This window comes from Chryseobacterium sp. SG20098 (assembly GCF_031844745.1).
In the GTDB taxonomy this organism is placed as follows: domain Bacteria; phylum Bacteroidota; class Bacteroidia; order Flavobacteriales; family Weeksellaceae; genus Chryseobacterium; species Chryseobacterium cucumeris.
Map to the genome: position 1 here is coordinate 4,225,896 of NZ_CP134622.1, position 25,135 is coordinate 4,251,030.

Below are 25,135 nucleotides of genomic sequence, written 5' to 3' on the forward strand. Positions count from 1 at the left end.
ATAGACAGGTCTTCAATATATTTTTGGGTATAAAAGATCTATAGAACTATTCAGATAAATATTCAGTGCTGCCAAAGAACACAGCTCTGACAGGATTGCTTAACGTTATAATATTTATCATTTTTGTTGACATTGTTGATTTTTAATCGGTTGCGAAATTATAATTTTTTTTTGATTTCCAAAGAATTTTTGAAAATATTTTTTTTAAACGCTTCATCAGTCATCTTCTGTGAACCTTTCAAAACCTTGGATTTTCATAAAAATATCTTAAAACAGAACTTGAACGTAATGCTTTTATGATAAATATTTTATCTTTGGGAAGAATAGTATTGTAAACACTTTTTGATGATTAAAAAATTTTAAATCTTTTTCAAGAAGCTAAATAAAAACTTTTAACTTAAAACCTATTGAAAACAGATATCGACATCCATAACCACTGTCATTTTTCCTTTGATCTGTGGCTCACTTTAATCAAATCTCATCCTGAATTTAAAGCAAAAAGAGTTGAGCTGTTCTCCTTATTTTTTAACGTAGATAAGCCGATAGATGAGGTTGCGAAAACCGTAAAATATTACGATGATCTTTGTAATACCATCAATGAGGTGACAGGGGGGAATATTGATACTTTTGAAATTTATCTGATGATTTTGGGGGCTTTGGATGTAGACGTAAAACTTATTAATAAGGAAAAACTTAATGAGTTTTATAACAAAAGTGAAGAATTGTTTCTGGAATATAAACCAGTTGTAATTTTTGAAAATATTCATGATTTTTTTGAGGATATTAAAAATCAGGGAAAGACCATAAATATTCTAAGCAACACTGGATTTATCAAAGGGAAAACAATGCGGAAATTCCTGATTCATGAAAACCTGGATCAGTACATAGATTTCCATATCTATTCTGATGAAATCAACTGTTCCAAACCTAACCCGCTTATTTTTCAGGAAGTGAAGAATAAGATCAAAGATCAGGATTTGCCCATGCACCAGATTCTGCATATCGGAGATAATCCGGTGGCAGATTATCAGGGAGCAAAGAAATTTGGTTTCAGTGCTCATTTACTTAAACACTAAAAATAAACATGAACAAAAGATACAGCTTACACCACATTCATTCGGCGGATGAGTTTACTTTCTCACCTGCAGAATACAGCTTTTTCAAGTATGGCGATAAGTCGTATGCTGAAAAATTCGCAAGAGAATTATTCGACGGATTTATTTCCGAAAATGAAGAGCTTTTAATTACAGATAAAGAGATTGTAGTGCTTCCAAGCCCCTATATGGCGATTCCTACTGCATCCAACTTTTTATGTTTTTACTTTAAAAAACACCTGGATTTTTATCTGTTTCAAAAAGGAAAAAAGTCAAGTATTTTATCTAAAATCAACAGAAACCATACATACATCACAGATTACGGGAATCTCAATTTTGAAGACCGCAAAAATCTAATCGCCAATGACACTTATTATATTGATAAGGACTTTTTGAGAGGAAAACTTTGTATTTTTATAGACGATATAAAAATCACGGGAAGTCATGAATATACTGTCAACAGAATCCTGAATGAATATAACGTGGAGGCTGACTTTATGTTCCTGTATTATGCAGAACTGATGAATTTTGACCTTGACCCGAAAATTGAAAACTTTTTCAACTACTATGCTGTAAAAAATGTAAATCATGTTGCAGAAGTGATGAATAAAGAAAGTTTTCAGTTCAATACAAGGATTGTCAAATATATTTTAGGCCTGGATTCAAGTAATTTTGATTATCTTACGTCTCAAGTAAAAAAGGAACAGATGGACCTGCTTTTGGAGCTGGCGATCAGTAACAATTATCATTTAATAAAAGAATACGAAAATAACATCAATACTTTAACACAAACGGAATTATATTATGGCTATTAACTTACAAAAAGGACAAAGAGAAAACATTAACGCACCTAAATTTACTGTAGGTTTAGGATGGGATATCAATAATACTTCTACAGGAACCGCTTTTGACCTTGATGCGTCCTTGTTTTTGCTTGGGGACGACAAAAAATTAGTTTCAGATAATCACTTTATTTTCTATAACAATCTTGAGTCTCCGGACAAATCTGTAATCCACACGGGTGATAACCTTACAGGAGAAGGATCGGGTGACGATGAGCAGATCAAAATTGATCTTACTAAAATTGACAGCGCTATCAAAGAAATTACAGTAGTAGTAACAATTCACGAAGCAGATTCAAGAAAACAAAACTTTGGACAGGTAAGAAATTCTTTCATCAGAATTTTTAATTCAGATACGAATGAAGAGATCTTAAAATATGAATTAGACGAAGATTTCTCAATCGAAACCGCTGTAGAATTCGGAAGAATTTACAACAGAAACGGAGAATGGAAATTTGAGGCTGTAGGTGCAGGACAGAGAGACGGCCTTGAGAAATTTGTATCAATTTATCAGAAGTAATCATGGACAATCAGGAAAATCAACCCATAGATCCGCTAGGATCAATAGAACCCCTTAAAACCTTTGAACCGACTCCAATGGTTCCCCCAACTCCAGCTCAGCCCGCTCAGAATGCGGCGCCGGCAGTTCTTGTGGACAGAGAGGGAAATGTAAATCTGACACAGCTGCAGTCAGAAGAACGTCAGAAATATGAAGTTCTTGCGAACTCTATTGACGAGACCAACCCAGGTTCCATCGTGAATTTCGGGGCAGAGCTTCAGAAAACATTAACCAACCAGAGTGACAGCTTCTTAGGAAATGTAAGAAGATCAAACTCAGGAGAAGTTGGTGGGCTTATCAACGATCTTTTGGTAGAGCTTAACTATGTAGATGTTGAAGAACTTAACGGAAATAAAGTGAAAAGTTTCCTGAGCAAATTGCCATTCATGAAAAAGGTAATGACTCAGGTGGAAAATCTTTTTGCAAAATACGATAAGATCATCAACAATATCGAGCAGATTTCTTATAAAGTAAATGCGGGAATTATCACCTCTACAAAAGATAACGCTGTACTTCAGACTATTTTTGAAAGCAATGTGAATTCTATCAAGCAGATTGAAGAGCTTGTCATTGCAGGTAATATCAGAATGGAAAGAGCTGCAGGCGAGCTTGCTCAGATGGAAGCGAATCCGCAGATTTATCAGGATTATCAGATTGCAGATAAAAGAGATTTCATTGCAAGGCTAGACAGGAGAATGGCTGATCTTAAAGTGGTTCGTGTGATTATGATGCAGTCACTTCCTCAGATCAGATTGGTACAGAACAACAATGTTTCTATTGCTGAAAAAGCACAGACGATTCTTACCACTACACTTCCGGTTTGGAAAAACCAGCTTTCCCTTGCGGTAGCGATGTACAGACAGCAGCAGAATATCGAAATCCAGCAAAAAGTATCTTCTACTACAGAAGAGATTTTAAGAAAGAATGCGGAACGTCTTGGCCAGAATTCAGTGAATGTTGCCAGAGCCAACGAGCAGACTATCGTATCGGTGGAAACATTGAGAGAAACAACATCAATGCTGATCAATACATTGAATGAAGTAAAACAAATCCAGAAACAGGGAGCTGACAACAGAAGAAAACTGGATCAGGATCTTCAGACATTGGAGCATGAACTAAAAGCAAATGTCAGAGGTTAATTTATAGGATACCAAGGTGGGGGATGATGCAGCAACCATATTGTCGCAAAGCAAAAGAAGATTAACAAAGCTTAAGCTTCTCGCTAATTTTTTTGAACATATTGATATTATATCTATTTACATCAAAACGGATATTATTCACAATCTGTTCCAGGAAAATACGGCTTTAGATTACAATAAACTGGAACTTTTTCACCTTCAGTACACCGACAGCCTCATAGAACTTCTGACTAAAATTAAAAAACAGAAGGAAAATGACATGCTGGCGGTCATCAATGAAATTAACATCAACAGTAAATATATTTCAGGTTTTGAAGAAAGAAGGGTAGATAGTTTTGAGACCGACAGAAAAATGTACAGCGGTGTCTTTTCCCAGCACTTGAAAACAGTGTATAAAGACCTGACGGAAGATCGTTTTACAGCCAATTGGGAAAATGTACTGTACTTTCATAAAAAATATGCCCAGGAATTTTACAGATCGGAGGCCGATGAAACACTGCTGAAAACTGATTCTTTTCCTTCCTATCAGTATAAAGAATATTCCATTCAAAGGAAACTGTTGGGAAGGCTTAATATACAGGGGTTTAAAGTCCGTTTCGTATGTGGTTACCTTATCGGAACCCACGATTATGAACTTTTTAAAATCTTTCAGTCTGATGATTATTTTATTTTCAGTGTAGACGAAAAGAAATTGTATCTTTTCGACAAAGAACTGGATAAGCTGGATATTTCCGAGAATCAGTCTAATCAGAGTTCCATTATTGATCAGCTGAGAAGTAAAAATGAGCAGCTGGAACATAATATGAACGAAAGAAAGCGTACTTTGCCAGCTGAAGTGGAAGGCGTTCTGAAAGATTATATTAAAAATCTGGAAAATATGGATATTATGAGTAAAATCTTTGACTTCGACGAAGAAACGAATATTCTGCGGGCAATGCTTAATTTGAATTTGAATAATAACTAGAACGAAATTTGAACAGCAAAGAAGATTTCCTTTTTTGCAAAAAAGTAAATAACAACTAAACATAGAAAGATGGCTATCAACTTACAAAAAGGTCAGAGAATTAACCTTAAAAAAGAAAATGGAGCTGAGCTTTCCCAGGCTTGTGTAGGAATCAACTGGGGAGCAATCGAAAAGAAAGGATTTTTCGGAACAAAGAAAGAAGCAGTAGACTTAGACGGAAGCTGTATTTTATATGATTCAAACAAAAACGTTACTGAAGTAATCTACTTTGGAAATCTTAAATCAAGAAACGGATCTGTAAGACACAGCGGAGACGACCTTACCGGTGACGTAAACGGAGATGACGGATTGGATAATGAAGTAATCACGGTAGATTTCAGCCAGCTGGAACCGAATGTTGAGCATGTGGCAATGGTTTTGAACAGCTACAGAGGCCAGGATTTCGGCACTATTCCTTTTGCTTCTATCCGTATTTATGAAGGATCACCTACCAATGTAAGAGAGGTCTTTGCAAAATATGATATTGCGAATGACGCATCTTTCAGCGGACATGTTGCCATGGTAATGGGTGTTTTCTATAAGAGAAACGGAGAATGGAAATTCAATGCGATCGGAGATCCTACAGCGGATAAAAAGTTGGAGCAGACAATCCAGACGGTACAGATGAATTATCTATAATCAATTGACAATCAAAAGATAAATAAAATAGCAATATTTGTACTCTGTGCATCTATTGCTTTTATCATATAATAACATAACTCAAGTGGAACATCAAAGTATTTTAGAACTGCACCCTGGTCTGGTGTGGGGATTTGCAGTAACAGTCGTTATCATGCTGCTCCTGGACTTAGGGGTATTTAATAAAAAAAGTCATGAAGTCTCTTCCAAAGAAGCTACCATCTGGTCTATTGTATGGATCTCGCTTTCTATGGTTTTTTCAGGAGTGGTCTATTGGGTATTCAATACCGACGGAAGCCCTGAAAGCCATGCTTTGGCAGTAGAGAAATTTACACAGTATCAGGCTGCCTATTGGATTGAAAAAGCCTTGTCTGTAGATAACTTATTTGTATTTATTCTGGTTTTCGGGTTCTTTAAAGTTCCGAAATTTCTTCACCATAAAGTTCTTTTCTGGGGAATTATCGGAGCGCTGATCTTCAGAGCTATATTCATCTTTGCAGGAGTAGGATTAATCAATCTGACGTATCTTCCTGAAATGAATATCTTCGGTGAAGCAGTGAAAATCAACGTTGTCATGACCTTATTCGGATTATTCCTTGTGTATGCAGGGATCAAATCATGGGGTGACGGTGATGATGACGATGATGAAGATTACAGCAATACGGCAGGAGCAAAACTGATCAAGAGTTTCTGGAAAGTTTCAGACAATTACGATGGAGATAAGTTCTTCACCATCCAGAACGGAATCAAAATGGCAACTCCTCTTTTAGTAGTAGTGGGTGTTATCGAGTTTACGGACGTTCTTTTTGCAGTAGATTCCATTCCGGCAATCTTTGCGATTTCAAATGACCCTTTTATCCTTTATACATCAAATATCTTTGCAATTTTAGGATTAAGATCATTATACTTCCTGTTAGCGAACTTTATTCATATGTTCAGCAAACTTCCATACGGATTGGCGATTATCCTGTCCTTCATTGGAGTTAAAATGCTTATTGCCCCATGGATTCATATTCCGTCTCCGGTTTCATTGGGAATCGTTGGAGGAGTATTGGTAATCTCTGTTCTTTTATCCATCATCTTCCCTGAAAAAGAAGAAGAGAAGAAGGAAGAATTGGACGAAAAATAATCGCACTTAAAATAATATAAAAGCCTCCGGAATGTATTTCTGGAGGCTTTTTTGTTTATCAAGCTTTTGTTTATCAAACATCTCAAGCCAACCTTCAAAGAAATATTTTCAAAAACAAAACAGACAGACTGGTCTGTGTATAGTTTTTTTTCATACCTTTGTTCCAGAAAAGAAAAGCATATGAAATCTCCAAGAGAAAGAATTGTAGAAAAGACCTTTGAATTGTTTGCAAAACAAGGGTATAATTCTACCGGAATCAATCAGATTATTTCCGAAGCTGAAGTTGCCAAGGCGAGCTTCTATCAATATTTTAAATCCAAAGAAGATCTGTGTGTAGAATTTCTGAAGGTGAGACATGAGTATTGGTTCAATGAACTCAATCAATTTATAGCAAAAGGAAATGGCTTACAGTCTAAAATCATCAGTGCTTTTGATTTTCTGGTGTATATGAATGAAAAGGAAAACTTCAGAGGTTGCAGCTTTCTGAATATTCTGTCGGAAATCCCCATGGATAATACTAAAATACTGAGCGTTATTCAGTCTCATAAAGCAGATCTTAGAAACTTTTTTTTAGAATTGCTGAATGATGATGAACTTTCCGATCATATCTACATGCTTTTTGAAAGCAGTATCATAGAAAGCCAGCTTTTCAAATCCAATGAATTAATTGAAAAATCAAAAAAGATAGTCAGCAATTTAATACAATGAGTTATGGAACAGAAACATCCTCTTCCGCCTTTCACTCTTGAAACGGCACTGGAAAAAATTCAATTGGCAGAAGATGCCTGGAACAGTCAGGATCCTGAAAAGGTTTCCAAAGCATATACCATCGATAGCGAATGGAGAAACAGAGATACCTTTGTGAATGGGAGAGAAGAGATTGTACTATTTCTTCAGAATAAGTGGGAAAGAGAACTTCATTATAAACTTAAAAAGGAATACTGGGCGCATACCGACAATCGTATTGCCGTTCGTTTTGAATATGAATATCAGACCAAAGAGGGAAACTGGTTCAGGGCATACGGAAACGAAAACTGGGAATTCGATGAAAACGGGCTTATGGCAAAAAGATATGCCAGTATCAATGATCTGGCGATCAAAGAAGAAGAACGAAAGTTTAAATAAGATGTAAAGACTGTTGTCACAACAGTCTTTTATTTTTTAGTTGGATCAATCTTTTTCACATCACATGCAAAAATTCATCATTCATAACTCATCATTATTTTAACTGTTTTTCCCATGCAGTAACTTATTAATTTTCCTTCTGGTCTGCAAAGAAACTTTATAAGCTTCATCACGCAGCTTTTGTATTTTTCCTACAGGCTGAAAAAATATTTTACTCTCAAAAGGATTGAATGAAAGAAGTTCAGTGTTGCAGTTACGGGAATCCAGCAAAGAATCTTTGTCAATTTTTACTTCGCCGATTTTAATAAAAGGAGCATTTTTCCATTCTACATTCAGTTTGTTGACAGGCTGGTCTTTCAGGTCATAACATATCTGTATCAGGACATCTGCAGTAAAGTCATGGGTTTGCATATAGTTTTTTAAAGAATCCTTGACCTTTTGTTTTTTTCCAATGTTCTTATCCACAGATTGAGGAGATAGCTTTATTTTGATGATATGATCTCCAAGCCGGTAAGCTCCTATAGAATGATAGTCGAAGGAAAGAATAAAATCATTTCTTTTTCTGAAGAGTTTTATCATATTACGGATCATATCGCTGGTACTGATGTAAGGAAGCATTTTGACTGCCTGAAAAAGCAATGGCAGCAGACTGCTCCATTTTTTCATATAAAACTTATTGACAGCAGTAAAAAGTTTCAAAAAATTTGAAACAGAATTTATAGGAAACAGGGGAAAATTCACCAATGGATAATTGGCAAGAAGCCCACCGTTTTCATCCTTGATCTGCACTGCAAAGCCGTAGGCAGGAATATCCTTTCTTGTATTCTTAATTTTCAGCTGAGCATTGGAAAACCGTATAATAAGATCAAATTTTTCCTTATCAAAAAAAGGCTGCAGTGATTCAGGAATATCAGGTTCTATCCTGAATGTACCTTTTGCTGCCGCATACGTTTTGGCATGGGCATTTCTGGTAGCATAATTGACATCGCTGATGGAAGAGGATTGTTCAACAAAATCTGCTATTGTTTTTTTATTGATTTCCAGAAGCTTTTTTTCCTCTTCATTCAGTTCATCTAACTTCTTATTATATTTTAGTGGATTTGGCATTTAGTTTTTAAAATCCAATTATAACGCCAAGTTTCGAAATCTGTGTTAAATAAGTATTACAATTATTTGAATTTTGTGGAAAAGCTCTTTGAAAATCAAAAATGTAAGACTATATGATTAATGATTATTGAAAAATAATCTTTTTAACTTGTTGATTATTAGTGTTTATTTATTTTTAATGAGAATGAATTAAAGTCACTTTGTTTGAGAGGAAAATTCTTCAGGCTTTTAAACTTCGCTTATCGTGCTCCCATCTTCCAAACCCAAAAAGCCTTATCTTTGTAAAAAATTATAATATGGGAGTAGCAGATATGTTATTTAAACGTAAAAAAGAATTAGCAGAAAAAAACCTGAAAGACGGTAAAGAATATATGGAAGAGTATGGTAAAAGAGAAAGCGTTGTGCAGTTACCAAGCGGCTTACAGTATGAAATCATTACAGAAGGCGACGGCCCGAAACCAGGGCCCAAATCTACTGTAAAATGCCACTATCACGGAACTACTATTTCCGGGAAAGTATTTGACAGCTCTGTAAAAAGAGGTACACCTGCATCTTTCCCTTTGAACAGAGTGATTTCAGGATGGACGGAAGCTCTTCAGTTGATGCCTGTCGGAAGTAAGTGGAGATTGATTATTCCTCCGCACTTAGCATACGGAGATCAGGAGATCAGCAAGGAAATAGGACCAAACAGTACTCTTGTTTTTGAAGTTGAATTACTGGATATTAAATAATCCTTCTTAAAAATAGATTAAAAATTTACCTGATTTCAGGTAAATTTTTTTATTTGTATTATATTCGTATAGGAGAATTGTGAAAATGGAGAAATTTATTTTGCAATATACCTGATAACACAAAAAATCACTGTATGAAAAAACTTTTTTACCTTTTGATTGTTTTCGGGCTTCTTACTTCCTGTGTTTCCAGGAAGAATCAGGCTATTCAGCAGAATATTCTCACCCTGAAGGACAGCTACTGTAAAGCGCCGTTCAAATATAACTACAGCAACAAACTTCCGTCTTATAATTCAGATTCTATACTGGCAGCCAATAAAGAATTAAAAGAAGTATTTTCTGATCAGAGTATCCTCATCTTAAACGCACTGGATAATTTAGATGAGGTTCATGAGATTATTGATCTTAAAAAAGATTCATCCCTTGCTTCCCAGGTTAAGGTTTTACAGTTGAAGACAAAAATAAACAGCAAAATAACGATTGCTCTTACAGAACTGGATGCAGTAGCTGCAGAATTTGACTGTGAAGGGGAAAGAGTAGCCCAGATTGGAAATTATGTGGATAATCTCAACTCATCAAGAAATAACAAACTTATTTTATATTCAATCGTTGCAGGAGCAGCCGCTTCCATAGCAGGAGGAATTGTACATGATCAAGGCTGGAGTAATGCCATTGATATAGGCGGAGGGGTTCTGGGAGCAGGTTTTGGACTGGCAACCCTTAATCCAAAAGGGAAAAAGGTAGAGTTTATTCACCAGAGAAACCTTTTGAGAGATATCTGGAAAGAAAAATTAGAGTCTCCGAATTTTCCCCCTTTTATCTGGTATATGTACACAGAGAAAAAGTTTTCCAACAGAGAAGAACACTCCATTATCGGAAATATGAAATTAAGATGGCTTCATTACCAGTTTGATGACAATAAAGAAACAGCAGATAAGTCTGTAATCTTCAGTGATGGAGGTTTTTACAGAGCAGACGATCTTCATAACCGCGCTGCCATGCTCAATCAGATGCAGTCGGCCACACGTACCATTAATCAAAATATCAATTATTTGTTGCTGGATCTGGATAAATTAATTCTTTAAGAAAAAATTAACTGTAATAAATTTTGTTACATTTAAAAAATGTGTATCTTTGCAAAGTAATTACAATGAACAATACAAGATTTGCTACGGCAGTACATATAATGACACTATTGGCGAAAAGCCCTCAGGAGTGGCTTACTTCTGACTGGATGGCCGGTAGTATCAATGTGAATCCGGTGATTATCCGAAAGGAGATCAGCGTATTGAGAGAGGCAGGTCTGATTATCAGCAGACAAGGAAAAGAAGGAGGAAGTCAGCTTGCAAAAAATGCTGAAATGATCACAATTTCCGAGATCTATAAAGCAGTAAAAAATACAGAAGTATTAGGCAAAAAAAATCAGAATCCCAATCCCGCATGCAGTGTTGGAAAGGAGATCAACAATCATTTAAATACATTATTTGAAGAAACAGATCAATTGGTGGTAAACTTTTTAGGAGACAAGTCATTACAGGAATTCACTGACCAGTTCGAATAAAAAAATTTCATCTTAAATGTAACAAAATTTATTACAGTTTAATTAAAAAAAATAAAACATTATGAAAAAAGTAGCAGTAATCGGTGCAACAGGATTTGTAGGAGCACACGTAGTATCAGAATTAGCAGAAAGAGGATATGCGGTGGAAGCATTGGTAAGAGATGCATCAAAAGTGAAAACACAGGAAAATGTAACTGCAAAAAGTGTTGATGTAAACAATGTAAGCGAACTGGCTGAAGCATTGAAAGGAAGTGATGCAGTAATCAGTACATTCAATGCAGGATGGACCAACCCTAACCTTTACAACGATTTTTTAAACGGTTCTGAGAACATTGAAAAAGCTGTAGAACAGTCGGGAGTAAAAAGACTGATTGTAGTAGGTGGAGCAGGAAGCCTTTACACACCCGATAACGTACAAATTGTAGATACTCCTGATTTCCCTGAAGCTTACAAACCTGGTGCAACAGCAGCAAGAGATTATCTAAACAAAATCAAGGAAAATAATACGTTGGATTGGACATTCTTCAGCCCTGCTATAGAAATGAACCAGGCGAATGTAGGAGAAAGAACAGGAAAATACAGAACTTCGCTGGAAACTCCGGTATTTGATGAAAACGGAAGAAGCCGTCTGTCTGTAGAAGATGTAGCCGTAGTTTTAGTAGACGAATTAGAGCAGAACAATCACATCCGTGAACGTTTCACAGCAGCTTACTAATCGATAAAAGAACAGAAATGATACAAAAAAAATTATGGTCGTTATTAGCATTGTTGGGATTCATCAGCATATTTGCAGGGAATCTCAAAGTGAAAGTTTATAATCCGGGAACCAAAGCTATTTTTCCCATTACTTCTACCATTATTTACGGAGATAAAGATGCGATACTGGTAGATGCTCAGTTTCAGAAACAATATGCGGAACAGCTGGTAAAAGAAATAAAAGCAACAGGAAAGACCCTGAAAACCGTTTTTATTTCTCACAGCGATCCTGATTTCTATTTTGGATTGGATGTGATTAAAAAAGCTTTTCCTAATGCTAAAATTATCTCAACGGCACAGACTGCTTACCTTATATCAGCTTCAAAAGATGATAAAATGGGAGTGTGGAAACCACAGCTGAAGGCAGATGCCCCATCAGAAATTATAATTCCTGAAGCAGTTACTTCAATTCCTGATCTTGAAGGAAACAAAATTGAAATCAGACAAAATCCTGAAGATCCTGCACATAGCTTTCTTTGGATTCCGTCCATCAAAACCATTGCAGGCGGGATTTCAGTTTCTGTTGGCTCACATCTCTGGATGGCAGATACACAGAATGTCAAAGCCATTGATCAATGGATAGGGCAGATTGATGCTATGAAAGGTTTGAAACCGGAAAAAGTTATTCCTTCTCATTTTGCAGAGCTTTCCACATCACCACAATCTCTTGATTTTGTGAAAAACTATCTGGAAAATTATAAACAGGCAGTTACTGAAAACAAAACTACATCCGCAATTGTAGATTTCATGGTAAAAAAATACCCTGATCTGCCAGGAAAAGAAGAGCTGGAAATGGGAGTAAAGGTTTATCTTAAAGAAATGGACTGGGATCTTAAATCACCCTATCCGGCAATAGGACAAAAAGTGGAAGTGGACTTTGGAGAAGTTAAATTCGTTCTTGATTTTAAAGATAATAAAACCATGACATTCACAGGAACAGCCGGAAGTTCAAAAAACAGTACAGATACTGTAGAATATACTGCCGTAGAAGTAGCAAAAAATGTTTTTATGGTCTACTGGCATGAGCCGCACCTTGGTTTCAATGTAACCCATATTCAGGATTATAATAAAAATATCATCTACTCGAATATTGCAGGTCCCGACGGTACATTTACCCACCCGAAAGGAACGCTTAAAATTTTAAAATAAAAAGACAGCTGCCAATGCAGCTGTCTTTTTTGTATCATAATAGTTAACAATAAAATATCACCAAAACTCATCAAATCAGCTTGCTGATTCTAACTTTGCCTCCTTAGCCTCAAAAGAAAGCAAATTAAAAACTTTGAATTAAAATAATCTCTCGCAGATTTTATAGATTTTGAAGATCTATGATCATGAGAATTATATTAGTGATTCGTTATATTCGTGGAACTATTCGTGTTCTTCATGTTTAAAAAAGGTCTTTAAATGAATACTCTATTTTGTAAAACTAAAAAACTGCCTCATGAGAGACAGTTTTCTTTTATAGATTCATAAACAATTTCGGGTTAATCGGAGTATTGTTTTTGTGTACTTCATAATGAAGATGAGGTCCTGTAGAACGCCCGGAATTTCCGGATTTTGCAATGACCTGACCAACTTTTACTTTATCATTTACTTTTGCAATAAGCTGAGATAAATGTCCATATAAAGTAGCCAGCCCGTTTCCGTGAGAAACAATTACACAGTTTCCATAGCCTCCTTTTTGTCCGGAAAAAATGATTGTTCCGGCAGCAGCAGCTCTTACATCAGAACCATAGGCAACAGCAATGTCCAGTCCTTTATGGAACTGCATCTGATCAGCTTCAGCAGGTGGATTGTTTTTTTCAGCGACAGCAGTTTTAGTTGCAGGCGTTCCGGAAGCAGCTTTTGTTGTGGTTGCAGGAGCAGAAGTTGCAGCTACAGGAGCCGTTTTTGGGGTTACCATTACTTTTACTTCTCTCTTATTTCCATAGCTGTCTGTAAGTTCTATAATTTTCTCAACAGGTTCAGCTTTTACTTCAGGCTTAGCTGCTGCCACTACTGTTGGTTTTGCCTCTGTTGCTGCACTAGATCTTACCGAAGCAAAAACAGTTTTGAAAGGAATAGGATTTTTTCTTATCCCGAAATTAGAGGAAATATAGCCATCAGTAGGCATTCCTAAGGGAACCTGCATCAGTTTTTTCTGAAGATCCATCAGATATTGGCTGTATCGGTTAGCCTGTTTGGAAAGATAAATAGAGTTTGAAATACTGTCCTGGTTGAGCATCATTAGTTTTTCATTAGTGATGTCTTTGGACTTCAGGAAGGAGTTGAGCTGAGCAACGGTTTGATCTACAAGAGTAAGATCACTTTTCATTTTTAAATAATCTACACTGTCTTTTTCAGTGTTTATTTTTACAAGGTTTACTTCGTAGGTTTTGTCATCTCTTTCAGAAAAGAGTTTGGCAATGAATACACCTTGTGCAAAAACTACTAGTAAAAGTCCTCCCAGGAGAATGTTTACGTTCTTCTTGCTGTTTAGAAATTTTTTCATATTTCTTCTCTTAGTAAGTTAAAACGGTTTTGAAGCTGCAAATTTAATTAAAAATAAGCTTTGTGAGTTATTTTTAATTAAAATTCAGTTTTTTCTGTATTTAACGGCTAATTAGCTATTTAATTGTGTTGTAGTGTTAATTTTTTCAGAAAATGGTTTTTATCATAGTTTCAAAGCCTGCGTTACGTCTTTGTTTTAATATCTTTGCAGTTCACATTCCAATTATGGCTAAAAAGAAAATTATTTCAGAATCTTCGAATCCAAAAAAGAATAAAAAGGATATTTCTGTAGGAGTTGTAGGAAGCGGAAGTTTTGCAACCGCTATTGTAAAAATGCTTGTTGAAAACTGCAAAGTAGTACACTGGTGTGTAAGAAATGAATTTGTAAAAGGAGCGATTGAGCTTCGTGGACATAACCCAACTTATCTTACGGCTGCCCATTTTAATCTTAAAAGTTTAAAACTGACAACAGATATTAACGAACTGGTTACTGCCTGTGATGTTATTGTTCTGGCAACACCGTCTATCTATCTCTCTGATACGTTGGATAAAATGACCTGTGAATATTCAGATAAGATCTTTATTTCAGCAATTAAAGGAATTATTCCTAAAGTAAATGACGTGGTAGCGCACTATCTGCGTGATGAATTTAAAATTGGTTTCAGAAATCAGGCCGTTATTGCAGGGCCATGTCATGCTGAAGAGGTGGCTATGGAAAGACTTTCTTATCTTACTATTGCCACCGTAGAAGATGAGACTGCTGAAAAACTTGAAGGAATCTTCAGTTCAGATTTTATTAAAGTTCATACAAGCAAAGATATTTTAGGAAATGAATACAGCGCCATTCTTAAAAATATTTTTGCCATCGGAGCGGGAATAGCAAGTGGATTGGGTTATGGTGATAACTTTACAGCAGTCTTTGTTTCCAATGCTATCCGTGAAATGGAAACATTCCTGGAAGCGATTTATGAGGCACCAAGAGACGTGAATGAAAGTGCATATCTGGGTGACCTTTTGGTAACGGCATATTCACTTTTCTCAAGAAACAGAAACCTTGGAAACCTTATTGGGAAAGGATATACCGTAAAATCTGCCATTCAGTCTATGAACATGGTAGCAGAAGGATATTACGCTGCAGATTCCATTTATAAAACGGCAAAACAGAAAAATCTTAAACTTCCGATTATTGATACCGTATATGCTATTTTGTATGAAGGTAAAAATGCTGAAAAGCAGTTTAAAAAATTGACCGCAAAATTGAATTAAAAAACAGGACTTTAAAAATTAAAGTCCTGTTAAACATAAATAATGAAACTTAAGCATTTTTCATGCTTAAGTTTTTTTATAGACTCATCTTGGTAATGACAAGTGATAATGATGATCTTACATTAAGATTACTGGCGGTAAAACCGTTTCCTGTATCAAATTCGAACTTCTGACGGATCGTTGTTGGAGAAGCCAGTGTTAAAAAATAACTTCCCTGGAAAAATGTAAATGAGCTTGATAACTGGCACATTCTGTTGGTTTCCGTAATGGTTGCACTGGTAGCGGAATTAATCAGATAAGAACGGGTACAGGTAAAATTTTGAGAAAGATACTGGGTGTTAGCCGTTCCGTTATTATTATTCGCATTGCTGGAATCCACAGAATACCGTACAATATATGTTCCGGCAGGCAAGGTAATCGTGGAATTATCCGCGCCTAGTGAAGCTCCTGTAATTTTATTCGAAGTAACCGCAAAGTTTCCTAATGTATTATTCGTGCTTCCGGTAGGAATAAGTACTCCCGGACTGATAAGCAAAGACATGATCTGAGGTTCTGAACCGGAAACTATAATACGTTGCCATTGATTTCTTACCCAAACATAATATCCTTTCGGAAAAGTAGATGCTCCTCCGCTATTGTAAATAATAAGCCCGTCTGCAGGATTCACAATGGGAGTGGAGGTACTGTTCAGAACAAGCAGATCATATTGTGGAAGAAGAACTCCTTTATTAGAAGAACTAATGTCCAGAACACTGCTTGAATTAGGCGTGTTTGTATTAATACCAACTTGTGCATTTGAAAAAATGCTTAACAGTATCATACCGATTATGTAAATAGATGTTTTCATTGTGCTATAAATTATTGATTAAGTGCTGATCTTTGAATATCAACTTTAGCATTCGTGATGATGATTTCTCCGTTATTAGGCGTTGTTCCTCCGGATCCGTTCTGGTAAGTTCCTCCCGCATCATGAGCAATGGCAGGAACTAAAAGAATAGGAGCTGCTGAAGTAGTTACAAAAGAGAAACTCATATTCAGAGTATGGGTCTTATTACTGGCAATTGATTGTGCATTGATACTAATTGTTTTACCATATTGATTTCCTGTGGACGGATCAATAAGTTTTACAAGATACTGATGCAGATGAACAGAAGTTCCTCCTATTCCGGCAGTCGTACTTTCAAGAGCTGTTCTGATGTTAAGACATACATTCACCAGATAACCGCTGTTTCCGGGAAGTGTGATAATTCCTGTAGAAGTATTGTATAAAGCTCCGATATCATTAGATACAACAGTAAATGCGGCATCGTTGAAATTTTTGTATGTACCGTTGGCAAGACCTCCAAGTATTGAATAATCAGAGGTGCGTTGAAGCATCATATAACTTACCAGGTTATACGTATCAGAAAGCTGAGTCCACATATTGCTTTTCCAGATATAAAGACCGGGGCTAATGGAGTTCCCTTTATTATAAACAACCAGTCCTTCTGCCGGATTATTTACCGGAGAGGTATTATTCAAAACATCTATAATATCTACTCTTGGGAGAAGTACTCCTTTATTGGTGGTCTGTGAAACTTCCAGCACAGCTGAGCTGTTTACTGAGGTTTTTCCAATAGCAACCTGTGCATATATGGTATGAGCTATAATCAATAATAGCAGGATATAACTTTTTTTCATATGTTGATTGTTTTTTTATAGCTGAGATATTTTAATATAAGAGCCAGTAGGAATTACATTCACAAGATCGTAGAATGTACTGTTCTGCATTCTTCCAAGATTGAGTCTTAATCCTCCTATAATATTGGCGTTCACATTAGCCGGAACAGTGTAATAATAGGACCAGGTGGCAAGATGATTGGTGTTGACTTTAGAAACAATAGGAACTTCTTTCCTTGTAGCACCTCCTCCGGTAAAGGTATTCGTTGTATTATTATAGGTATCGTTGATGAAATCTATAAAATATCCCATCAGATAATAAGTACTCCCGGAAAGAGGTGCTGTACCTCCCTGTCCGGATGGACTTTCCTGAGGTGAATTTAAATTCAGGTTAACCTCTACCAGATATTTTCCCTGTGGAAGAATCAGGGAATATCCTCCGGAAGTGTTTGGAAGAACTTTAAATCCATTGATATTTGATACCCCTGAAATGGCAGGATTATTAACTATAAGCTGAGTGCTGGCACCTGCTATCGCGTTGTCAAGAGCCGATAGTGATCCGGTAAAATCAAGATAGGCAACCTTGGGAGTGTTTTGTGCATCAATTGTGCTTTGCCATGAATTGGTCGTGCTATTAAAAAAATGAAGAGCTTTGTTGTTACTGTTAGTTCCTCCATTGAATCCAATAAGTCCATTGGCAGGCGAGACAACAGGACTTGTCGTACTGGTTAGGTTAGCAATATTCAGGTTGGGGAATAATACTCCTTTATTACCTCCGGAAACAGTTACTGTAGGAGCTGTAGTATAGCCACTACCTCCGTTGTTAATCGTTATACCTGTTAGCTGACCGTTGGAAATGACTGCTGTAGCACGGGCTTTTGAACCTCCATTCACCACAGATCCTCCTCCATAAAAATTAATTGTTGGTACCGAAGTATAGCCGCTTCCTCCGTTGTTGATGGTAATCCCGATAACAGCACCTCCCGAAATGGTGGCTGTAGCTGTAGCTGGGGTTCCACTGAAGTTCTCAATGTGCAGAATAGCACTGGGGTCCGGTGTGGACGTGTTGATTCCTACACTTCCGCTCTGGGCAAATCCCATTGTAGCGAACAATGTACTCGCGAAGTTAATAATTCTCATCTTTAGTATGTTTATGAAATAATTTTAATTAAATACTTGTTGGAATAGGTATTAAATCAATTGAAAGGTACATAAAAAAAACAGTTATTCAATGTGGTATGTATAGAGTTGTATCAATAAAATTATATATTTATCAATAAAAAGTGATATTTTATAATTTTAGTATAATTATTTGTCACTTGTTGTTGATAAAATAAAATAGTGTAAATAGTTATGATTGCAGTATTTAATATGATGAACTTAAATAAACTTAAATTTTTTAAAATTTTTACTCTTGAATTATTCATTAATTAGTTACCATTCAGTGAAATAAAAAAATAAAAAATTAATATTTTTATAAAGAAATATTTTACATTATCAATCATTTCAATGGTACTTTATTGAAATTTTCCATGGTTTTTTGTTGTGTACTCAATAAGTGTTTTGAACAAAAAAATAACGTGTTAAAATCGTTCCGGTTTTTAAAACTTTTCCCGAAATTTGAAGTAAAATTTTAAAATTATGTCACAATCGCTTACAAGCAGAACACCGAAACCTAAATACGACGTTGTACTGATAGGCGGCGGAATCATGAGCGCCACTTTAGCAACGCTGCTTCATGAATTTGATCCAAATCTTGAAATCGCTATCTTCGAAAGACTCGGAAGGTTTGCCAAAGAAAGTACAGCTGCATGGAACAACGCCGGAACAGGACATTCCGCTTTTTGTGAGCTAAATTATACTCCTGAAAAACCAGACGGATCTATTGATATTTCCAAGGCAGAAAGCATTGCAGAGCAGTTTGAAATTTCAAAACAATTCTGGTCTTATCTGATTACCAAAGGATATATCCGTGAGCCTAAAGAATTTATCAATTCCTGTGCACACATGAGTCTGGTATTCGGAGAAAAAGATGCTGAATACCTTAAAAAACGCCACGATAAAATGGCAGAATCTGTCTTTTTTTCAGGAATGGAATTTTCTACAGATCATGAAAAGCTGAAAGAATGGATTCCTTTGGTGATGAGCAAAAGAAATCAGTCTGAAGTAATGGCTGCAACGAAGATGGATATGGGAACAGATGTGAACTTCGGAACATTGACAAGAAAAATGGGAAGACATCTTCTGGAAGATTCCAATGTTGAGGTTTTCTTATACCACGAAGTAAAAGATATCAGCCCTAGAGAAAACGGGACATGGGAAATGAAAGTGAAAGACAGAATCCATAGCCATAAACAGGAAGTGGTAGCAGATTTTGTATTTATTGGTGCGGGAGGATACGCGCTTCCGTTACTGGACAGCTCAGATATTAAAGAAAGTGAAGGATACGGAGGTTTCCCGGTTTCCGGCCAATGGCTGGTCAGTCATAATCAGGAGCTGGTAGAAAAACACCATGCTAAAGTATATACTCAGGCTACGGTAGATGCTCCGCCAATGTCTGTTCCACACCTTGATCTTAGAATCATCGATGGGAAAAAAGCCCTTCTTTTTGGACCCTTTGCAGGATTTTCAACTAAATTCTTAAGAGAAGGAAGCTATCTGGACCTTCCTGAAAGTGTAAATACCAAAAACTTAAAATCACTTTTCGGAGCATGGTGGCACAACATTCCATTAACGAAATATCTGATCCAGCAGGTTGCCATGACGAAGTCTCAGAGAATGCAGCATTTGAGAGAATTTATAAAAGATGCCAAAGAAGAAGACTGGGAACTGAAAGTAGCAGGACAGAGAGTTCAGATCATCAAAAAAGATGAAAAAGAAGGAGGTAAGCTGGAATTCGGAACTGAGGTGGTCGTAAACAAGAGCGGAACGATTGCTTCTCTGCTGGGAGCTTCACCAGGTGCATCCACAGCAGTATATGCCATGCTGAACGTGCTGGAAAAATGCTTCCCTGAAAAACTGCATGGAGAATGGAAAGGAAAGCTGCTTGAAATGGTTCCTTCTTACGGACAAAAACTAGCTGAAAACCCTGAGCTGACTCATGAAGTAAGAAATTACACCAAAGAAAAATTAGAATTAGAATATTAACATCAATAATGAGCAATAAGTAATAATCGCTATTACTCATTGCTCATTACTTATTACTCATAAAAAGGTGGAAGAAGTAATTGTAAAACCAGTCATTGCCAAGGAACTCCTTGAATCTCTTCAGGCGAAAACAGAAGAGGAGAGGCAGGTTATTGTACACTGTTGCTTTCCGGCATCTCCATTCTTAGGAAACCTGATCAGAATCTGGCATTCAACCTATCTTTTTGATAATCAGTCTGAGCATAGAAGCAAAATGATTCATGCGGAAAACATTTCAATTTCTCCATACTGGACACCGGTTCCCTTTATGAAAGACTTTTGGTTTACCCTGATATTTTCCGGATTGCCAAAAGACTGCAAAAGTTTTGATCTGAAAGAAGTTATTCCTGAGGAAGGTGGCTTTTTCGTAGAATCAATCAAGAGAAATTCTTCCGACGTATATCGTGTGAAAATATCAGAATCCTACTAATATGAAAGTAAGGGCAGGAAAGCTGGAACAGATTATTCACTGGGCTGAAAACAATCCTGATATTCGGGCTGTCCTCCTGACCAGCTCATTGGTAAACCCTTACGCTCCGGTAGATGATTTCAGTGATCTTGATATAGAACTTGTTTTTGAAAACAGAGCATCTTATGAATCCGGAAATGAATGGATCAGACTCTTTGGTGAACCTATTTCCATGATTGAAGAAGACGATTATAAAGAACTCCTTAATTGGAGTTCTTTTCATTTCTACGGTTTTCCATAAACTGATTACTTATAGAATATTTATTTTTATTTATCCTTAAGAGGTCGGTTTCCCGTACATCTATTAATATCTCGTTAGTAAAGCTATTTTGTTCTTTTCTAAGTTCATTTTCGTTGTACATGAAAACAAATTAATGATGAATTGGAAATTGGAACAAACTTAACAATGATTCTTTTTAAAAAATCTTAAAAAACGATCATTCCTGAACTTTTCTAATATCTTTTAGCACTTATATAATAAACAAACAAGAATAGATGTAAAATTCTATAGCAATAATACAACATTAGCGCAATTCTGTATTGTGCATATCCGCGTATTGTGTAAATTTGGATGTTGTCTGCAAGTTTGGAGAACAACTAATAACAATCAAACCATTTTGAAAATGACAATAAAGTCCAAGCAGCTTTTTATTTTAATCGGAGACGATATGACGGGTAAAACAACTCTTCAGAAATTACTTATTGAGAAAATTTGTGGACAGAATTACGACCGTTTGCCGACTAATCTTAGTTTTAACATAACACATCCTGAAATAAAACGTAAGTATCTAAATATTTCATTTGCTAATAGAAGTTATCAAGAGAAAATTGGCGACTATGGAACTGTTGATGAATACTTTCAAAATCATTTTAATCCTGCAGACATTAGCATAATTTCTTCGCATCTTGATATTGGGCATATAGCTGAAATGATACGAAATGGTAAGCAACGCTTCTATAACGTGACGGGAATATTTTTCAGTAATTCTATAGACTCAAATCAAGTTGTAAATTCTCAAATTTCACTTCTTGAATGGGACGAAAGATTGGTAATAGAAAATGTTACTACAGAAGACGAAAGTACTATTAACAGACAATTAAATTCTATTGCAGACAATTTCACGGCACTTATCTGTAACAGAACCAGAGTTTCTTAAGACAAGCCTGCATACAACAAGGGTTTGGCAATAGTGGGGTCACACTGCAAAGTTCAACAGTTTTTTCGGTTCGACTTTTACAAGATTGAAATTTTATGCTTGATTGCTTTACAATCAAATAGCCTCGAACTGTTATCTAACGTTCAAAAATAATCTCAAAAAACGATAAAGTAACCATGAATTATTATAATTATTTATTTGCTCTTGAAGCCAAATTCCAAACTATATCCGCATTTGTTGAAATTGACGAACGGAATTATCATACATTTTCTACTGAAATTGCACTCATCTTTTTAGCTTCGTGTTCAGAATTTGAAGTAGTAGCAAAGGAACTTTGTGAAATACTAGAACCGGGATTTAAAAATAGATATTCTAGAGCAAACATATCGAATATAGCTGATGTAGTTCTTAGAGATTGCCCAATGATTATTGATCATGTCGTAGATGTACAATTTTTTGATAAACATTATTTGCCTCTTCAAGGATGGAGAAGTGATAACTCTCCAAATTGGTGGTCCAATTACAACAGTTTTAAGCACAATAGATCCGAAAACTATCATTTCGCACATTTAGAGAATCTGCTAAATGCTCTTTCAGCTCTTTCAATAGTAAACCATTATTATATTTGGAAAAAGCTTTGTCCGAATAAACAAATAAATAGTGCTTCCTTATATCTTAACCGTATACCCACTTATTTTCGGATAAGAGGTGTTCAATATGATGGTCTGAGGTATAATGATGATTTTGATATTTAATCTCAAAAAGCGATTACATGAAAATATTAGGATTAATTTTAATTTCATATTTTATGGGAATTCTAACTCAAAGAATAGTTAGCTATTACAATTACAAAAGAGAGAGAAAAAAATCTTTAGAGGTCTAAAAGATTTACAAAAACGTTTGGAGGAAAATATTAGGCAGGTTGAAACAAGTACGTTTGATGGAGTAATCACCTTAATTACAGGAGAAAAAATTGAAAGTGAATTTTTTCATAGAATTTCTGATGATGTTTTTATTGATAAAAAGAACAAAACTGAATTTATTCGAGATAAAATTGTGAGTATAAAATATATTGATGATAGAAGAAAGCATTAATCTCAAAAAACGATCTATCCATAAAGATATTTGGAAAGGGACAGCTATAGATCTTTCGACGCGAAATAAATTGCAATTTATCCCGTAGGAGGATGGTGGAAAAATAGAAAGCAACTTGCTCGCTATACTAATCAGATTCTCTATAGCTTAATCGTAACAATTGAGACATCAGATATAAATGTGGATATTTACACTCCAGTTCTTTTACAAATTCCTATTGAAATTTAATTTATAATCTCAAAAAACGATTCGATGAAAAATAAAAAGCTACTCCATATAACATCTTTTCTATTCTTAATAGTGTTTCTTTTGTGTTTTATTTTAATACAGATAAAAGTGACAAATTTATATATTGATATTATTTACTCAGCGGTTATCTTATCAACTATGGTTACTAGTATAGCTTTATTTTTTAATTTAATACTACAGCTAAAAGATAAATCTAAAAAAATGATCAAATGCAAGAAAAGCAAATACTTATAGATTATTTATTTCAAAATGGATTTTCAAATGAAAGTGCAACACTTTATGTAAATAGTTTATTAAAGAATCCGGAAGAACCTACTGAGCTTAAAATTTCAGCAACTCTAAATATAATAAAGTTTACTCTAAAGCTAAATACACCATAACTTAAAACTTTAGAGTTAACAGAGCCAGTAAAAATTCACCAAATAAATCCTTTATCGAATCTACTTGATGATTTTATTGAAGAAAAATTGAAATGAGGATGAAGTTAATCAACGCATAACGCAATTTGATAATATCAAAAAACAGTATAATACCAAATAATCTCAAAATACGATAGATTCTATGAAAATACCACACAAATTGAAATTTATTTTATTTTTTTTACTACTATCAACATCTATTTTTTCACAAAAGTTTAGCTTTATTTATGAGGCTAAATATAGAACAAGTAAGGAAAAACCTGAAAATGTTAATACTGAAAATATGATTTTGGATTTGGAGAATAATATTTCTATTTTTAGAGATTCCATGTCCAGAAATGCTGATTCGCTGAAGCTTATTAATAAAAGTGGAGGCTATATAATGGGGGTTGAAAATCAATTTTATATTAAAAAAGATATCATTAATAAAAAAATAGAGAAAATTATTACTTACTTAAAGGCAAATTATGTTCTACCGATTGATGAACAGCTAAATTGGAAAATCATACCGGAACAAAAAACTATTGGAAAATATAAATCGCAAAAAGCAGAAGTTAGTTATGGTGGTAGAAACTGGATTGCTTGGTTTACGACGGAATTGCCTTTTAATGATGGTCCCTATATTTTCAATGGATTACCTGGTTTAATCATTTCCATTGAAGATACAGAACATGATTACTCATTCAATTTAATACAGGTAAAAAAAGGCAGCAATTGGTTTGATGTAAGGACAAAAACCATTAAAATCGACTGGACACAATATGAGCAGCTAGGAAAATCATATTATAATGACCCCTGGAATACCAAAACCGCCAAAAAAGTTATATTTACAGATCCTCAGGGAAATGAAAAAGATATGAATGAAATGATCAGAGAAGCGCAAAAATCTATTCTCGAAGAAAATAATCCTTTAGAGTTGAATCACAAAATCAATTATAAATAAAAGCTTCTGCCGGAATGGTATAGCCATTTTGAAACTGTCAATGGTTTCATTAATCTGTAATGATTATTAGATCATAACAATTCTGAAATTGAAGATTTAGATATCGAATTATCGAGTAAGAATATAGCTTATCAATTAACTGCTTCTTTAGGTAAAAAAAATATCCTGAAGTTAAAACTCTTCCATCTGATTAAATCAAAAATAATCTAAAAGGGGAATGCTCTTGTCATTCTCCCGATTTGAGATAGTTTTCTGTGTTGTTTTTGATATAAGTGCCAATTCTTCCTAGCTCATTCTCTTACTTTCTCTTGCTTGCTTAAGTCTTGTACCTATTACCATTCTGTAAAGATAAATAATTAAGGACTTTTTTAGAAAAAACGTTATAAACTTATATAAAAATATTCTATACTTTCTATTAGTCTAAAATGAGTGAAAAAATATGGTTTTTATTTTAATTGTAACAGGCTTTAATTTAGGTTCTTAACATAATAAAAAAATCACTTTTATGTAGAGT

28 protein-coding genes are annotated in these 25,135 nt (G+C 35.1%); 23 read left to right on the top strand and 5 right to left on the bottom strand.

What is annotated here, in order from left to right; all coding sequences use genetic code 11:
- Window positions 1–407: 407 nt before the first annotated feature.
- The 9 genes from RHP76_RS19450 to RHP76_RS19490 all read left to right on the top strand — a co-directional run bounded on the left by RHP76_RS19450 (window position 408) and on the right by RHP76_RS19490 (window position 7,530).
- Window positions 408–1,076 carry an HAD family hydrolase gene (locus RHP76_RS19450; protein ID WP_311228836.1) on the top strand — a complete coding sequence of 223 codons (669 nt, stop codon included), beginning with the start codon at window positions 408–410 and terminating at the stop codon, window positions 1,074–1,076.
- Window positions 1,077–1,084: 8 nt separating this feature from the next.
- The gene (locus RHP76_RS19455) at window positions 1,085–1,909 is read left to right on the top strand and encodes a phosphoribosyltransferase family protein (protein WP_311228837.1); all 825 of its coding nucleotides are present in this window, start codon (window positions 1,085–1,087) and stop codon (window positions 1,907–1,909) included.
- Window positions 1,899–2,456, top strand: coding sequence for a TerD family protein (locus RHP76_RS19460; protein WP_062675525.1), 558 nt, complete (start codon window positions 1,899–1,901; stop codon window positions 2,454–2,456). The genes RHP76_RS19455 and RHP76_RS19460 overlap by 11 nt, the downstream gene beginning before the upstream one ends.
- Before the next feature lie 2 nt (window positions 2,457–2,458).
- Window positions 2,459–3,634 carry a toxic anion resistance protein gene (locus RHP76_RS19465; RefSeq protein WP_171006279.1) on the top strand — a complete coding sequence of 392 codons (1,176 nt, stop codon included), beginning with the start codon at window positions 2,459–2,461 and terminating at the stop codon, window positions 3,632–3,634.
- Between the two features lie 16 nt (window positions 3,635–3,650).
- Window positions 3,651–4,598, top strand: coding sequence for a hypothetical protein (locus RHP76_RS19470; RefSeq protein ID WP_311228838.1), 948 nt, complete (start codon window positions 3,651–3,653; stop codon window positions 4,596–4,598).
- Window positions 4,599–4,667: 69 nt separating this feature from the next.
- Window positions 4,668–5,276 (top strand): TerD family protein, encoded by a 609-nt coding sequence (locus RHP76_RS19475; protein WP_047428248.1) that lies wholly within the window; start codon window positions 4,668–4,670, stop codon window positions 5,274–5,276.
- An 85-nt stretch (window positions 5,277–5,361) separates the two neighbouring features.
- A complete protein-coding gene (locus RHP76_RS19480) occupies window positions 5,362–6,405 on the top strand; it encodes a TerC/Alx family metal homeostasis membrane protein (protein WP_062675523.1) in 1,044 nt (347 codons plus the stop codon).
- Window positions 6,406–6,585: 180 nt separating this feature from the next.
- On the top strand, window positions 6,586–7,113 hold the full coding sequence (locus tag RHP76_RS19485) for a TetR/AcrR family transcriptional regulator (protein WP_288443799.1): 528 nt from the start codon (window positions 6,586–6,588) through the stop codon (window positions 7,111–7,113).
- Window positions 7,114–7,116: 3 nt separating this feature from the next.
- Complete coding sequence (locus tag RHP76_RS19490) at window positions 7,117–7,530, top strand: nuclear transport factor 2 family protein (protein WP_062675521.1); 414 nt, start codon at window positions 7,117–7,119, stop codon at window positions 7,528–7,530.
- A gap of 99 nt (window positions 7,531–7,629) precedes the next feature.
- On the opposite strand, the gene RHP76_RS19495 is transcribed toward RHP76_RS19490, so the two are convergent.
- Window positions 7,630–8,637 carry a catalase family protein gene (locus RHP76_RS19495; RefSeq protein ID WP_311228839.1) on the bottom strand — a complete coding sequence of 336 codons (1,008 nt, stop codon included), beginning with the start codon at window positions 8,635–8,637 and terminating at the stop codon, window positions 7,630–7,632.
- 296 nt (window positions 8,638–8,933) lie between these two features.
- Here RHP76_RS19495 and RHP76_RS19500 point away from each other — a divergent pair, with 296 nt between their 5' ends.
- From RHP76_RS19500 to RHP76_RS19520, 5 genes are all read left to right on the top strand, one after another.
- Entirely contained in the window at window positions 8,934–9,368 is a 435-nt protein-coding gene (locus RHP76_RS19500) for a BamJ family beta-barrel-assembly machinery protein (protein WP_052198510.1), read from the top strand.
- 134 nt (window positions 9,369–9,502) lie between these two features.
- Window positions 9,503–10,453 (top strand): hypothetical protein, encoded by a 951-nt coding sequence (locus RHP76_RS19505; protein ID WP_311228840.1) that lies wholly within the window; start codon window positions 9,503–9,505, stop codon window positions 10,451–10,453.
- 65 nt (window positions 10,454–10,518) lie between these two features.
- Window positions 10,519–10,929 carry an Rrf2 family transcriptional regulator gene (locus RHP76_RS19510; protein ID WP_076596660.1) on the top strand — a complete coding sequence of 137 codons (411 nt, stop codon included), beginning with the start codon at window positions 10,519–10,521 and terminating at the stop codon, window positions 10,927–10,929.
- Between the two features lie 61 nt (window positions 10,930–10,990).
- On the top strand, window positions 10,991–11,644 hold the full coding sequence (locus RHP76_RS19515; RefSeq protein WP_120233422.1) for an NAD(P)-dependent oxidoreductase: 654 nt from the start codon (window positions 10,991–10,993) through the stop codon (window positions 11,642–11,644).
- A 17-nt stretch (window positions 11,645–11,661) separates the two neighbouring features.
- The gene (locus RHP76_RS19520) at window positions 11,662–12,834 is read left to right on the top strand and encodes a MoaF-related domain-containing protein (RefSeq protein WP_311228841.1); all 1,173 of its coding nucleotides are present in this window, start codon (window positions 11,662–11,664) and stop codon (window positions 12,832–12,834) included.
- Between the two features lie 313 nt (window positions 12,835–13,147).
- Here RHP76_RS19520 and RHP76_RS19525 read toward each other — a convergent pair whose 3' ends face one another.
- Window positions 13,148–14,179 carry a M23 family metallopeptidase gene (locus tag RHP76_RS19525; RefSeq protein ID WP_082798828.1) on the bottom strand — a complete coding sequence of 344 codons (1,032 nt, stop codon included), beginning with the start codon at window positions 14,177–14,179 and terminating at the stop codon, window positions 13,148–13,150.
- A gap of 224 nt (window positions 14,180–14,403) precedes the next feature.
- Between RHP76_RS19525 and RHP76_RS19530 the strand changes: the two genes are divergently transcribed.
- A complete protein-coding gene (locus RHP76_RS19530) occupies window positions 14,404–15,444 on the top strand; it encodes an NAD(P)H-dependent glycerol-3-phosphate dehydrogenase (protein ID WP_311228842.1) in 1,041 nt (346 codons plus the stop codon).
- 76 nt (window positions 15,445–15,520) lie between these two features.
- Here the strand turns inward: RHP76_RS19530 and RHP76_RS19535 are convergent, their stop codons facing one another.
- The 3 genes from RHP76_RS19535 to RHP76_RS19545 are packed head-to-tail and all read right to left on the bottom strand — an operon-like array spanning window position 15,521 to window position 18,243.
- A complete protein-coding gene (locus RHP76_RS19535) occupies window positions 15,521–16,264 on the bottom strand; it encodes a phage tail-like protein (RefSeq protein WP_147367636.1) in 744 nt (247 codons plus the stop codon).
- A gap of 38 nt (window positions 16,265–16,302) precedes the next feature.
- A complete protein-coding gene (locus RHP76_RS19540) occupies window positions 16,303–17,124 on the bottom strand; it encodes a phage tail-like protein (protein WP_062675512.1) in 822 nt (273 codons plus the stop codon).
- A 15-nt stretch (window positions 17,125–17,139) separates the two neighbouring features.
- Window positions 17,140–18,243 carry a phage tail-like protein gene (locus RHP76_RS19545; protein ID WP_311228843.1) on the bottom strand — a complete coding sequence of 368 codons (1,104 nt, stop codon included), beginning with the start codon at window positions 18,241–18,243 and terminating at the stop codon, window positions 17,140–17,142.
- Between the two features lie 501 nt (window positions 18,244–18,744).
- Between RHP76_RS19545 and mqo the strand changes: the two genes are divergently transcribed.
- The 8 genes from mqo to RHP76_RS19585 all read left to right on the top strand — a co-directional run bounded on the left by mqo (window position 18,745) and on the right by RHP76_RS19585 (window position 24,621).
- A complete protein-coding gene (gene mqo / locus RHP76_RS19550) occupies window positions 18,745–20,250 on the top strand; it encodes a malate dehydrogenase (quinone) (RefSeq protein WP_311228844.1) in 1,506 nt (501 codons plus the stop codon).
- 67 nt (window positions 20,251–20,317) lie between these two features.
- A complete protein-coding gene (locus tag RHP76_RS19555) occupies window positions 20,318–20,719 on the top strand; it encodes a hypothetical protein (RefSeq protein ID WP_114820683.1) in 402 nt (133 codons plus the stop codon).
- Window position 20,720: 1 nt separating this feature from the next.
- The gene (locus tag RHP76_RS19560) at window positions 20,721–20,999 is read left to right on the top strand and encodes an aminoglycoside 6-adenylyltransferase (protein ID WP_409193502.1); all 279 of its coding nucleotides are present in this window, start codon (window positions 20,721–20,723) and stop codon (window positions 20,997–20,999) included.
- A 382-nt stretch (window positions 21,000–21,381) separates the two neighbouring features.
- Window positions 21,382–21,915, top strand: a complete 534-nt coding sequence (locus RHP76_RS19565) for a hypothetical protein (protein ID WP_311228845.1) — start codon at window positions 21,382–21,384, stop codon at window positions 21,913–21,915.
- Window positions 21,916–22,091: 176 nt separating this feature from the next.
- Window positions 22,092–22,670, top strand: coding sequence for a hypothetical protein (locus RHP76_RS19570; RefSeq protein ID WP_311228846.1), 579 nt, complete (start codon window positions 22,092–22,094; stop codon window positions 22,668–22,670).
- A 145-nt stretch (window positions 22,671–22,815) separates the two neighbouring features.
- Complete coding sequence (locus RHP76_RS19575; RefSeq protein ID WP_311228847.1) at window positions 22,816–23,010, top strand: hypothetical protein; 195 nt, start codon at window positions 22,816–22,818, stop codon at window positions 23,008–23,010.
- 458 nt (window positions 23,011–23,468) lie between these two features.
- On the top strand, window positions 23,469–23,639 hold the full coding sequence (locus RHP76_RS19580) for a hypothetical protein (RefSeq protein ID WP_311228848.1): 171 nt from the start codon (window positions 23,469–23,471) through the stop codon (window positions 23,637–23,639).
- 181 nt (window positions 23,640–23,820) lie between these two features.
- Window positions 23,821–24,621 carry a GLPGLI family protein gene (locus RHP76_RS19585; protein ID WP_311228849.1) on the top strand — a complete coding sequence of 267 codons (801 nt, stop codon included), beginning with the start codon at window positions 23,821–23,823 and terminating at the stop codon, window positions 24,619–24,621.
- Window positions 24,622–25,135: the final 514 nt, after the last annotated feature.

What these genes read in the sequence shown, in the direction of transcription:
- RHP76_RS19455 (WP_311228837.1), top strand. Translation starts at nt 1,085, where the DNA reads ATGAACAAAAGATACAGCTTACACCACATTCATTCGGCGGATGAGTTT.
- RHP76_RS19460 (WP_062675525.1), top strand. Translation starts at nt 1,899, where the DNA reads ATGGCTATTAACTTACAAAAAGGACAAAGAGAAAACATTAACGCACCT.
- RHP76_RS19465 (WP_171006279.1), top strand. Translation starts at nt 2,459, where the DNA reads ATGGACAATCAGGAAAATCAACCCATAGATCCGCTAGGATCAATAGAA.
- RHP76_RS19475 (WP_047428248.1), top strand. Translation starts at nt 4,668, where the DNA reads ATGGCTATCAACTTACAAAAAGGTCAGAGAATTAACCTTAAAAAAGAA.
- RHP76_RS19485 (WP_288443799.1), top strand. Translation starts at nt 6,586, where the DNA reads ATGAAATCTCCAAGAGAAAGAATTGTAGAAAAGACCTTTGAATTGTTT.
- RHP76_RS19490 (WP_062675521.1), top strand. Translation starts at nt 7,117, where the DNA reads ATGGAACAGAAACATCCTCTTCCGCCTTTCACTCTTGAAACGGCACTG.
- RHP76_RS19495 (WP_311228839.1), bottom strand. Translation starts at nt 8,637, where the DNA reads ATGCCAAATCCACTAAAATATAATAAGAAGTTAGATGAACTGAATGAA.
- RHP76_RS19500 (WP_052198510.1), top strand. Translation starts at nt 8,934, where the DNA reads ATGGGAGTAGCAGATATGTTATTTAAACGTAAAAAAGAATTAGCAGAA.
- RHP76_RS19505 (WP_311228840.1), top strand. Translation starts at nt 9,503, where the DNA reads ATGAAAAAACTTTTTTACCTTTTGATTGTTTTCGGGCTTCTTACTTCC.
- RHP76_RS19510 (WP_076596660.1), top strand. Translation starts at nt 10,519, where the DNA reads ATGAACAATACAAGATTTGCTACGGCAGTACATATAATGACACTATTG.
- RHP76_RS19515 (WP_120233422.1), top strand. Translation starts at nt 10,991, where the DNA reads ATGAAAAAAGTAGCAGTAATCGGTGCAACAGGATTTGTAGGAGCACAC.
- RHP76_RS19520 (WP_311228841.1), top strand. Translation starts at nt 11,662, where the DNA reads ATGATACAAAAAAAATTATGGTCGTTATTAGCATTGTTGGGATTCATC.
- RHP76_RS19525 (WP_082798828.1), bottom strand. Translation starts at nt 14,179, where the DNA reads ATGAAAAAATTTCTAAACAGCAAGAAGAACGTAAACATTCTCCTGGGA.
- RHP76_RS19530 (WP_311228842.1), top strand. Translation starts at nt 14,404, where the DNA reads ATGGCTAAAAAGAAAATTATTTCAGAATCTTCGAATCCAAAAAAGAAT.
- RHP76_RS19535 (WP_147367636.1), bottom strand. Translation starts at nt 16,264, where the DNA reads ATGATACTGTTAAGCATTTTTTCAAATGCACAAGTTGGTATTAATACA.
- RHP76_RS19540 (WP_062675512.1), bottom strand. Translation starts at nt 17,124, where the DNA reads ATGAAAAAAAGTTATATCCTGCTATTATTGATTATAGCTCATACCATA.
- RHP76_RS19545 (WP_311228843.1), bottom strand. Translation starts at nt 18,243, where the DNA reads ATGAGAATTATTAACTTCGCGAGTACATTGTTCGCTACAATGGGATTT.
- mqo (WP_311228844.1), top strand. Translation starts at nt 18,745, where the DNA reads ATGTCACAATCGCTTACAAGCAGAACACCGAAACCTAAATACGACGTT.
- RHP76_RS19560 (WP_409193502.1), top strand. Translation starts at nt 20,721, where the DNA reads ATGAAAGTAAGGGCAGGAAAGCTGGAACAGATTATTCACTGGGCTGAA.
- RHP76_RS19565 (WP_311228845.1), top strand. Translation starts at nt 21,382, where the DNA reads ATGACAATAAAGTCCAAGCAGCTTTTTATTTTAATCGGAGACGATATG.
- RHP76_RS19570 (WP_311228846.1), top strand. Translation starts at nt 22,092, where the DNA reads ATGAATTATTATAATTATTTATTTGCTCTTGAAGCCAAATTCCAAACT.
- RHP76_RS19580 (WP_311228848.1), top strand. Translation starts at nt 23,469, where the DNA reads ATGCAAGAAAAGCAAATACTTATAGATTATTTATTTCAAAATGGATTT.
- RHP76_RS19585 (WP_311228849.1), top strand. Translation starts at nt 23,821, where the DNA reads ATGAAAATACCACACAAATTGAAATTTATTTTATTTTTTTTACTACTA.